Annotated in this window: 6 protein-coding genes; 4 read left to right on the forward strand and 2 right to left on the reverse strand. The window is 63.8% G+C overall.

Annotation, left to right across the window (positions count from 1 at the left end):
* A partial coding sequence (gene dapF / locus B4E36_RS12980) for a diaminopimelate epimerase (RefSeq protein WP_345900439.1) occupies positions 1–733 on the reverse strand: 733 nt, incomplete at its 3' end.
* 303 nt (positions 734–1036) lie between these two features.
* Between dapF and B4E36_RS12985 the strand changes: the two genes are divergently transcribed.
* Together B4E36_RS12985 and B4E36_RS12990 are read left to right on the forward strand one after the other, a co-directional pair.
* Positions 1037–1936 carry a DMT family transporter gene (locus B4E36_RS12985; RefSeq protein WP_292051724.1) on the forward strand — a complete coding sequence of 300 codons (900 nt, stop codon included), beginning with the start codon at positions 1037–1039 and terminating at the stop codon, positions 1934–1936.
* Positions 1937–1958: 22 nt separating this feature from the next.
* Positions 1959–2648 carry a DNA alkylation repair protein gene (locus B4E36_RS12990; protein WP_345900440.1) on the forward strand — a complete coding sequence of 230 codons (690 nt, stop codon included), beginning with the start codon at positions 1959–1961 and terminating at the stop codon, positions 2646–2648.
* A gap of 2 nt (positions 2649–2650) precedes the next feature.
* Here the strand turns inward: B4E36_RS12990 and B4E36_RS12995 are convergent, their stop codons facing one another.
* Entirely contained in the window at positions 2651–3673 is a 1023-nt protein-coding gene (locus tag B4E36_RS12995) for an MBL fold metallo-hydrolase (RefSeq protein ID WP_292051721.1), read from the reverse strand.
* 325 nt (positions 3674–3998) lie between these two features.
* Between B4E36_RS12995 and ffh the strand changes: the two genes are divergently transcribed.
* Positions 3999–5534, forward strand: a complete 1536-nt coding sequence (gene ffh / locus B4E36_RS13000; RefSeq protein ID WP_292051719.1) for a signal recognition particle protein — start codon at positions 3999–4001, stop codon at positions 5532–5534.
* A 2-nt stretch (positions 5535–5536) separates the two neighbouring features.
* Positions 5537–6061: a GNAT family N-acetyltransferase gene (locus B4E36_RS13005; protein WP_292051797.1), complete on the forward strand. Its 525-nt coding sequence runs from the start codon at positions 5537–5539 to the stop codon at positions 6059–6061.
* The last annotated feature ends 77 nt before the right edge of the window (positions 6062–6138 follow it).

Consider the following 6138-nt stretch of genomic DNA (forward strand, 5'->3'; position numbering starts at 1 on the left):
GGGTGCGGCCGGTGCGCGCGGCGGTGACGGCGGCGGCGCAGGCGGCGGAGCCGCAGGCAAGCGTCAGGCCCGCGCCGCGTTCGAAGGTCTTCAGCGACAGCGAGGATGGCGAGGTGACCTGCGCCAGCGAGATATTGGCGCGCTCGGGAAACATCGGATGATGCTCGTAGCGCGGGCCGAAGGCGAGGAGATCGTAGCTGTCGACATCGCGCGGCACGAAGAACACGGCATGCGGATTGCCCATGGAGGCCGCGGAAAAGCGCTGCAGCGCGGGGTCGGGTTCGAAGGGTTCGGAGAGCGCGATATGCGTCGTGTCGCCGGGCGAGCCGGCGAGAGGAATCTTTTCCCATGCGAATTCCGGCGGTCCCATATCCACCGAAATCCGGCCGTCTTCGAACCGGTCGGCGACAAGCGCGCCTGCAATCGTGCGGAAGTCGAAATGGCTGCGCCCGTCAGCGGAAAACAGATAGTCGGCGACGCAGCGCGTTCCGTTGCCGCAGGCCTGGGCCATCGATCCGTCGGAGTTCAGGATGTCGATCCAGCCGTCGGGGGCATCCTCGCGCGGATCGTAGAGCGCCATGATCTGGTCGAAGGCGGTGTCGGGATGGGCGTTGAGGCGGATGGCGGCCTGCGGGGTGACCTTGTCGGTCCGCCCGCGCATGTCGATCACCAGGATCTTGTTGCCAAGCCCGTTCATGCGCATCAGCGGCGCCCAGTGTTCGCGGTCGTTCATGCCCGGCACTCCTGTCAGTCATGCGGTCTTATATGGGCATATCGGCGCGCCGTCACCAGTCTTGCCGGTGAAGCCCGGAAAAATCCGCCGACGGAACCGCATGGGCCATCGCCGGCCTTTGCCAAGGCGGTGTTTCGTGATTAGGTTCGGCGATAACATACTGCGTTCCGCCGCTATTGCGGGCCGCACCGCCTTCGAAAGTCCGCTCACCATGCCCATTCGCCATTCCGGTTCGACGAACCCGCCAGCCACGGCGCGCAATGTCTGCGCATACACGCCCGGGCGCAGCGCCGGAATGCCGGCATGAGGGTCTCGGGCATTCTGCTGGCCTTTGCGGCGGTCACGATCTTTTCCGCGCAGGATGCGATCACGCGCCATCTCGGGCCGCTTTATTCGCCGTTCTTCATCGCCATGGTGCGGTTCTGGGCGTTTGCGGGCTTCGTCATGGTGCTGGCGGCGCGCCGGCCGGGCGGCTTTGCCGCCGCGATCCGGACGGATCATCTCATTCTCCAGATCGTGCGGAGCCTGCTGCTGATCACCCAGATCCTGATCGCGATCTTCTCCTTCTCGATCGTCGGCCTGGCGCAGAGCCAGGCGATCTTCATGGCGGCCCCGCTCGTCGTGGCGCTGCTGTCGGTGCCTATCCTCGGGGAAAGGGTCGGCTGGCGGCGCTGGCTGGCGATCATCAGCGGGCTTGTCGGGGTGATGATCATCATCGATCCGTTGGGTGAACGGTTTTCGCTGGCAACGCTGATCCCGGTGTCAAGCTGCTGCGTCTTTGCGCTCTACTCGCTGCTGACGCGGCTCGCCGGCCGCTATGACAGCGCCGATGTCAGCCTGTTCTATACCGGCGTTGTCGGCATGGCGGTGACCAGCCTGATTGGGCCGTTCTTCTGGGAGGAACCGCTGCCGGTCGACTGGTTCTGGCTGATCGCGCTCTGCTTTTCCGGGATCGCCGGTCATTACTGTCTCATCCGCGCGCTGGCGATCACCGAGGCGGTCACGGTGCAGTCATTCATCTATCTGCAGCTTGTCTACGGCCTGCTTTTCGGGGTGCTGCTGTTCAACGAGACGCTGACGATGAACATGCTGACCGGGGCCGCGATCGTGGTGGGCGCCGGGTTCTTCACCATCTGGCGCGAACACGCCCTGAGGAAACGGGAAATCGCCGCGTCCACGGGCGCCTCGCTGGCGGGCCGGTGAAATCGGAATCGGAGGTTTAGAGATGCTGTCACGCAATTCCTCGGCGGATGCGGTTCTGGCCGCTCTGGAGGCGAGCGCCGATCCGGCGCTGATCGCCGGCATGGACCGCGTCGGCATCCGGACGGAGCACGCTATCGGGCTTTCCAATCCGGCTCTGCGGCAGATCGCCCGCCAGATCGGCGTCGATCACGCCCGGGCTGTCGCGCTGTGGCAAAGCCCGGTGCGCGAGGCGAAGCTGCTGGCGCTGCTCACATTCGATCCCAAGAGGCTGAAGCCGGAGGAGATGTTCGCGCTTGCCGGCGATTTCACCTCCTGGGAGATGGTCGACATGGCTGCCGACCTGTTCGTGGAGACCGGGCTCGAACCGGCGCTGATCGCGCGGTTTGCGGCCGACGATCGGGAGTTCGTGCGCCGCACGGCCTTTTCCATGATCGCGGGCGCGGCCGTTCACTGCAAGAGCGAGCCGGATGAAACCTTCATCGCCTTCCTGCCGCTGATCGAAGCCCATGCCGGTGACGACCGCAACTTCGTGAAGAAGGCCGTGAACTGGGCGCTGCGCAATATCGGCATGCGGAACAGGGCCTGCCATCAACCCGCCCTCGCGCTTGCCGAGAAGCTGGCGGAATCGGATGATAGAACCCGACGCTGGGTCGGCCGCGACGCGGTGAAATATCTAAGCGATCCGAAACGGCTGGCGCGGCTGAAGGGCTGATCTCAGTCGGTCTCCGGCACGTCGAAGGCCTCGCCCGGTTCGAGCGGCCGGAACTTGTCTTCGGCAATGCCGGCATCCGCAAGGGCTGATTTCAGCAACTTGACCGGATCGTCCCGTCCTTCGTCGGTGAGCTGGAATGTGCCGAAATGGTGGCCGCAGGCATAGGCCGCGTTGCAGAGCTCGAAACCGGTCACGGCCTCGACCGGATCCTGATGTTCGTTCTTCATGAAATAGCGCGGCTCATAGGCGCCGATCGGCAGATTGGCGAGCCGGAAGCCGCCGTATTTCTTTGCCGCCGCCTCGTAATTTCGGCCCTCGTGAAAGCCCGTGTCGCCGATATGGTAGATCAGCCCGGCCGGCGTCTCGATCACGAAGGCGGCCCAGAGCGCCATGCGCCGGTCTGCGACCCCGCGCGCCGACCAGTGATGGCAGGGCTCGGCAAAAACCCTGAGGCTCCCCGGAAGCGGCGCCTGCGCGCCCCAGTCGAGCACGGTGATATCGGCTTCGCGGACCTTGGAGCGGATGATCGTGTCATTGCCGAGGGGCGTGACGATGCGCGGCTTGTGGGCCTCGTGCAGCCGGGCGAGCGTCGGCAGGCTCAGATGGTCGTAGTGGTTGTGCGTGACCAGCACGACATCGATCGGCGGCAGGTCCTCGAAGGGAATGCCGGGGGCGCAGACCCGCTTGGGGCCGGCGACCTCGAACGGGCTTGCCCGTTCGGTATAGATCGGGTCGGTGAGGATATTGATTCCGGCAACCTGAATCAGCAGCGTGGCATGGCCGATCATGGTGACCCGCATGGCGTCGCCCGTCACCCGTTCATCCGGCTTCGCCGGCGTAAAGGCGCATTCGACCGTTTTCGGCCAGAGCGACTTCTTGTTGTTGATCTGCCATTTGATGACTTCGCGAAAGCCGGGCGGGTTCATGCCGTCGGGATTGAAGAACAGTTTTCCGTCGAAATGATCGCTTTTGGGGCCGGTGTAATAGCGGTTCTTTGACTGTAAAACGGTTCTGACCGGGATCATGGAGCCCTTGACCTTTCTTCACCGGGAGCGCCCGGATGCATTGTCGATACCGTTATATGCGGTTGGGCCGAGGAAAGTTCCATGGGGCGTTCGCCGGGGCAGGCTTGACTTTGCCGCAATCTTCCTGTTTATCCGCCCTCAACCAGCTGACAGCAAGACGCTCAGCAACCGACCGGGGCCCGCAAAGGTATAAAGAGAGCCCGGAGGTCAACATCCGACAGCGCGATGCGCCCTCGGATGGATTTTTGCTTTGCGTCTTGTATTTGCCGGCTGCTGTGCCAACGTTTCGACCTGACGACAAGCCGAAACGAAAAGGGAATGGGCCATGTTTGAAAACCTCCAGGACCGCCTTGGTTCCGTCCTCAAGGGACTGACCGGACGCGGCGCGCTTTCGGAAGCCGATGTTTCGGCGGCCCTGCGCGAGGTTCGGCGCGCCCTGCTGGAGGCCGACGTCGCGCTGGAAGTGGTGCGCGACTTCACCGCGAAGGTGAAGGAAAAGGCTGTTGGCGCGGATGTTCTGAAATCGATCAAGCCCGGCCAGATGGTCGTCAAGATCGTGCATGACGAGTTGGTCGAGATGCTGGGCGCCGAGGGCGTCACCATCGATCTCAACGCGCCGTCGCCGGTCGTGATCATGATGGTCGGCCTGCAGGGTTCGGGCAAGACCACGACGACGGGCAAGATCGCCGCGCGGCTGACGAACCGCGACCGCAAGCGCGTGCTGATGGCCTCGCTCGACACCCGCCGGCCCGCGGCGCAGGAGCAGTTGAAGCAGATCGGCGAGCAGACCAAGGTCGACACGCTGCCGGTGATCAAGGGCCAGGACCCGGTCGCGATCGCCAAGCGCGCGGTGCAGGCGGCGAAGCTCGGCGGCCACGACGTCGTCATCCTCGATACCGCCGGCCGCACCCATATCGACGAGCCGCTGATGGTCGAGATGGCGGATATCCGCAAGGTCTCGAACCCGCATGAAATCCTGCTTGTGGCCGATAGTCTCACCGGCCAGGATGCCGTCAATCTGGCCCGCAACTTCGACAGCCGCGTGGGTATTACCGGTCTCGTTCTGACCCGCATGGATGGCGATGGCCGCGGTGGTGCGGCGCTTTCGATGCGCGCGGTCACCGGCAAGCCGATCAAGCTGATCGGCACTGGCGAAAAGATGGATGCGCTGGAGGAGTTTCACCCCAAGCGCATCGCCGACCGCATTCTTGGCATGGGCGATATCGTCTCGCTGGTGGAAAAGGCCGCCGAGACGATCGACGCCGACAAGGCCCGCGCCATGGCCGAGAAGATGGCCAAGGGCAAGTTCGACCTCAACGACATGGCCGAGCAGTTGAAGCAGATGCAGAATATGGGCGGTATGGGCGGCATCATGGGCATGATGCCCGGCATGGGCGGCATGAAGGACAAGCTGGCCGCGGCCGGCATGGACGACAGCGTGTTCAAGCGCCAGCTCGCCATCATCTCGTCGATGACGAAATATGAGCGCGCCCATCCCGACGTTTTGAAGAATTCGCGCAAGAAGCGCATTGCCGCCGGCTCCGGCACCTCTGCCGCCGATATCAACAAGCTTTTGAAAATGCACCGCCAGATGGCCGACATGATGAAGGCCATGGGCGGCAAGGGCAAAGGCAAGATGAAGCAGATGATGAGCATGCTCGGCGGCGGCGGTGGCATGCCGGGCGGCCTTCCGGGCGGAATGGGCGGCATGCCCGACCTTTCCAAGCTCGACGCCAACCAGCTTGCCGAACTGCAGAAGCAGGCCGGCAGTCTCGGCGGCGGCGGAATGCCCGGCGGGCTTCCTGGCCTTGGCGGGCCGAAGCTTCCGGGTCTCGGCGGTTTCGGCAAGGGGAAGAAGTGACGATGGACGTCCCCGTTCTGGAAACCGAGCGGCTGATCATGCGGTCGTTTCGCGCCGAGGATTTCGGGCCGATGTCCGCCTTCTTCGCCGATGAGCGGTCGTTCTATTACGGCGGTCCGCTTTCGGCCGGGGATGCATGGCGCAGGCTCGCCGCCTATGCCGGTCATTGGGTGCTGAACGGCTATGGTGAATGGGCGCTGGAGGAGAAGGAAAGCGGGGCTTTCGTCGGTTTCTGCGGCCCGTGGAAGCCGGGCGACATGCCGGAGCCGGAAATCGCCTGGGCGCTGCTGCCTGAGCATTATGGCAAGGGCTTTGCCTTCGAGGCCGCGAAGCGGGCCTTGGGGCATGTCTACGAAACGCTGAACTGGCCGACGGTGATGAGCCTGATCGAGCCCGGCAACGCCGCTTCGATCCGTCTTGCGGAACGTCTCGGCGCGACGGCGGAAAGAAAAATGGAAATATACGGCAGGGAAGCCGTCGTTTATCGGCACCTGCCGCCTGACTTACTGAAGGAGCAATTCGCGTGACCCCCAGAGAACAGCTTCTTCAGTATCGCCAGTCGATCGACAATCTCGATGCGGCGCTGGTGCATATCCTGGCCGAA

The sequence above is a fragment of the Martelella sp. UBA3392 genome, assembly GCF_002358775.1.
Classification (GTDB): Bacteria; Pseudomonadota; Alphaproteobacteria; order Rhizobiales; family Rhizobiaceae; genus Martelella; species Martelella mediterranea.